The organism is Pseudorhodoplanes sp., assembly GCF_050250235.1.
Classification (GTDB): Bacteria; Pseudomonadota; Alphaproteobacteria; order Rhizobiales; family Xanthobacteraceae; genus Pseudorhodoplanes.
In genome coordinates this window covers 1-4,350 of the sequence record NZ_JBFWPA010000274.1, presented here as the reverse complement: position 1 = coordinate 4,350, position 4,350 = coordinate 1, and the positions used below count along the sequence as shown (strand labels likewise).

4 protein-coding genes are annotated in these 4,350 nt (G+C 62.5%); all 4 read left to right on the top strand.

Going from position 1 to position 4,350, the window contains the following annotated elements; genetic code table 11:
* Positions 1-396 precede the first annotated feature (396 nt).
* Entirely contained in the window at positions 397-2,637 is a 2,241-nt protein-coding gene (locus tag AB7F49_RS38535) for a DUF4159 domain-containing protein (RefSeq protein ID WP_428533044.1), read from the top strand.
* Positions 2,638-2,721: 84 nt separating this feature from the next.
* Positions 2,722-2,997: a DUF1778 domain-containing protein gene (locus AB7F49_RS38530; protein ID WP_428533041.1), complete on the top strand. Its 276-nt coding sequence runs from the start codon at positions 2,722-2,724 to the stop codon at positions 2,995-2,997.
* Between the two features lie 6 nt (positions 2,998-3,003).
* Positions 3,004-3,537, top strand: a complete 534-nt coding sequence (locus tag AB7F49_RS38525) for a GNAT family N-acetyltransferase (RefSeq protein ID WP_428533038.1) — start codon at positions 3,004-3,006, stop codon at positions 3,535-3,537.
* A 448-nt stretch (positions 3,538-3,985) separates the two neighbouring features.
* Positions 3,986-4,350: hypothetical protein (locus AB7F49_RS38520; protein ID WP_428533035.1), on the top strand; the 365-nt coding region annotated here is incomplete at its 3' end.

Below are 4,350 nucleotides of genomic sequence, written 5' to 3'. Positions count from 1 at the left end.
CGTCGCCTCACCGCGAACTTGCGCGCCCGCACCGATCGCACACGCGCCGTCGAATGCATGTTCCTGGTGCTCACACATAACCTAATGCTCCTCGCCACAAGGCGAAGAAAAGCTTTCTACAAAGCAAACTGACCACTGACAGCCTCCGGAGCGCATTCTATCGGTCTATCTCATGCCAGACAAACCAACTGCTCTCGGCGTCGTTGCCGCTTCAACTCTTGAATCGTAAACTACTTATGGAATCTTGTCCCTGGTGCGACGAAGGGTTTACGGATGTCAGGCAGCGCTCGCTCGAAGTGGGTCGCGACGGCGCTAATCGTAGCGATTGTAGCGGGTGAAACGGCGCCCAAACCAGCGTCCGCACAGCCGCCTGCGGCCCCGCTGGACGCTGCCCAGGTGCTCCAGGCCATCGAACGCGGCATCGCCTATCTCAAGCGTGAGCAGGCGCCCCGCGGCAATTGGGGCGAAATGGCGGGCTACACCGGTGGCGTCACCGCGCTGGTGACGCTCTCGCTTTTGAACGCCGGGGTGCCCGCGGACGATCCCGTCATTCAAAAGGCCCTCGAATATCTGCGCGGCCTGAAACTGGAGCGAACCTACGTCGTCGCACTCCAGACGATGGTCTTCTGCGCGGCCGAACCGAACCGGGACATGGTCCTGATCGATCGCAACGTCCGCTGGCTCGAATCGAAGCAAGTGACCGAGGCGGATCGCAAGGGGGCCTGGTCGTATCCCGGCCCCGGCGGCGACAACAGCAATTCGCAATTCGCCGTCCTCGCGCTGTACGACGCCCAGAGCGTCGGTGCGAAGGTCAAGCGGCAAACCTGGCAGATGGCGGCCGACTACTGGCGGAACACCCAAAACGACGACGGCTCCTGGGGCTATGTACCGGGCGACGCGGGGTCGGGCAGCATGACCTGCGCGGGGATCGGCGCGCTCGCCACCTCGACCGCGGCGCTCGCCTCCGGGGATGCCACCGTCGAAGGCGGCCACGTCAACTGCTGCCGCCCCCACACGGAAGATCACGCCCTCGAGCGGGCAGTCAGCTGGCTCGCAAACCATTTTTCCGTGACCCGCAATCCCCGGCCCGACGGTTCGGGACAGGCTTGCTTGTATTACTATCTCTACGGCCTGGAGCGAGCCGGCCGGCTCTCCGCGCGGCGCTTCATCGGCGACCACGATTGGTACCGAGAAGGCACAGAATATCTGGTGAACGACCAGGATCGCTTGTCGCACTTTTGGCAAGGCACCTGGCACGCCGAGCAGCAGCCACAAATCAGCACCGCGCTCGCACTGTTGTTCCTTGCCAAGGGGCGCCGGCCGGTCGTGATGGCCAAGCTCGATTACGGCAACGGCCAAAACGAATTGTGGAACCAGCATCGCCGCGACGCCGCGAATCTCACCGCCTACACCGAAAAGAAATGGGACCTCGGGCTCACCTGGCAGACGATTAATGCCGAGCGGGCCACCGTGGAAGATCTCCTGCAGTCGCCCGTGCTCTACATCAGCGGCAGCCGCGCGATTGGCCTCTTGCCGTATGCCAACAAGCTCCGCGACTACGTGGACCGCGGCGGCTTCATTTTCGCCGAGGCCTGCTGCGGCGATTCCCACTTGTACGATCAGAGTTTCCGCCAGCTGATGAGCGCGGTCTTCCCCGAACCGGAGTACAAATTGCAGCAGGTCACGCCGGGACACCCGATCTGGAATATGGAGGACCAGGTGCGGCCGGATTCGGCGTACGTGGGCCGGCTGTGGTCGGTCGAATACGGCTGCCGCACCTCCGTGATCTACTCGACCGAGGACCTCTCCTGCTACTGGGAACTCGCCCAGCCCGGGCGACCAACGACTTATCCCGAACCGGTCGAAGCACGGATCGACGATGCGCTCGCCGTGGGCATCAACGTGCTGACCTACGCCACCAATCGCGAGCCGAAGGGGAAGGAACAGAGTTTTGACCTGCCGCTGGCGGACCTGGACGTCGCGAAGCATGGCAACCGCGGCTTCATCGAGATCGCCAAGCTCTACCACGGCGGCGGCTGCAACGACGCGCCGGGGGCACTCGTGAATCTGGTCCGCGCCGCATCGGCCGGCGAGCTGCAGCTGCAGGTGCAGGCCGCACCGCAGATGATCGGCATCGGCGACGCGAGTTTGTTCCGCTATCCGGTGTTGTTCATGCACGGCCGGCGCGATTTCCGACTGACCGCCGCAGAACGGACGCGGCTCGCAGAATATTTGGAGCGCGGCGGCACCTTGATGGCCGACGCCATCTGCGCGTCGAAACCGTTCACCGCGGCCTTCCGCCGCGAAATCGGCGAAACGCTCCCCAATCTCTCGATCGAACGCATCCCGGCTGACGATCCGATCTTCACGACCGCCTTTGGCGGCTTCGACATCCGGCGGGTGCAGCTCCGCGATCCGGAAACCGCCGCCGGCGCGAAGCCCGGCGCCGCCCGCACGCGTCAAACCGAACCCCAGCTCGAAGGCATCCGCATCGGCGACCGCTGGGCCGTGATCTTTTCGCCCTACGACATCAGCTGCGCGCTGGAGGAACACGAAGCCTTCGGCTGCCGCGGCTACACCCGCCAGGACGCCGCCCGGATCGGGCTGAACGTGCTGTTGTATTCGATAAATCAGTGAGCGCGTGCATCGCCCCCGTCGCGCGATGTATTGACATTGTGTATACAGAAGCGTATACTTGTGGCGTTAACCCGGAAAGAATTCATGTCGACAGATACAAGCCGTAACGCCGTCATAAATCTTCGCTTGCATGCGCAGGCGCGCGAGCTCATCGACCGCGCCGCGGCGGCTTTAGGAAAGAGCAGGACTGAGTTTATGGTCGAAGCGGCGCGGCGAGAGGCCGAATCTGTGCTACTCGATCGCTGCTATTTCACGTTGGATGAGAAAGCATTTGCCGCGTTTGCAGCCGCGCTGGACAGGCCGCCAGCCGATAATCCACGATTGCGACGTCTGTTGCGCACTCCGGCACCTTGGGACTGATTGGCCATGCCGTCGAAAAAGAAGTCGACGAGCGAAACGCCTCGCGCGCCCGAACCAATCGGTCCTGAACACGATCTGACCAATTTTAATAGCGGCGAGCCCACGCTCGACGATTGGCTTCGGCGCCGCGCAATCCGCAACGAAGTTGGCGGCGCATCCCGGACCTACGTGGTTTGCAATGGCAAGTCGAATCGTGTGATCGCGTACTACTGTCTTGCAACGGGCGCAATAGCCCACAGTGCCGTTGGCGGTCGAATTCGACGCAATATGCCCGACCCCATCCCCGCGATGGTGCTGGGGCGCATGGCTGTCGATCTCAACTTCCATCGGAGTGGACTTGGCAAAGCGCTCTTGCGCGATGCCGCGCTGAGAACACTGCAGGCCGCCCAACTTGCTGGAATACGCGTCCTCCTTGTTCACGCAATTTCCGAATCTGCCAAAAAATTCTATGCGGAGTTCGGATTTCTTTCGTCTCCCGTTGATCCCATGACGCTCATGATTTCAATCGCTGAGTTGGAGCATGCTCTTGGTGAAACCTGAGCAGCGCGCGGTGGCCAAATGCTATCACGGTCGATCCGCCCTAAATCACAACTCGCAAGTCTTTCACGGGACAGTACTTATCAATTCTGCTAGCGGCCGCAAAGCCGCTTGACCCTGCGCGCCAGCCGCACTTATAATCCGCCGCAATTTTTGTCGCGACATTTTGCGCAATTGTCGGCGGCGCTTCGGCTTGCGGCGAAGCGCTCGACAGCGCGGCCTGTCGTGCCGAAAGGTTTGCGCACTTTTCAACACCCTTGGCAAGGATGCCCGTCTGATCTCGGGTTTGAAACGCTGGTGGCTCGCGCCTCGTTCGAGGCCATGGAATCGCTGCGCATGCGGTGCGCGCCGGCTTGCGGTCTGCGCGCTGGCGATCATCGCGCTCTGTCGACTGGCGCTCGCTCAAGACGCGATCACTTTGCCGCGCGAAGATGAGCGATTCGCAGTCTCGGTGGCCGCCGACTCGGCCGAGCATTGGCAACAGGGCATCTACGACGTCTGGCACCTCGCGGGCAATTGCCGCGTGCGGCAAGGAGCGACCGAAGTCTGCGGGCCGGAGGCGGTCGTGTGGATCGATCAAGGCGCGGCCGGGCAGGAAAACGCGCCCTCGAAAGTCATTGCCTACTTTGAGCGCGGCTCGCAACAAGCGGTCCAGCTCCAGCACGGCGCCGCAAGCGGCAACGCGCAAGTCGACCGACTCGAAACTCCCGCCTGGTTCGGACGATTCACGACGATCGCTGAAGTCGAAATCAAATCGCCGCGACAGCAATCCCGGCCCGCCACGCTGCCAGCGATCGTCGAGCGCGGCCTCAAGAG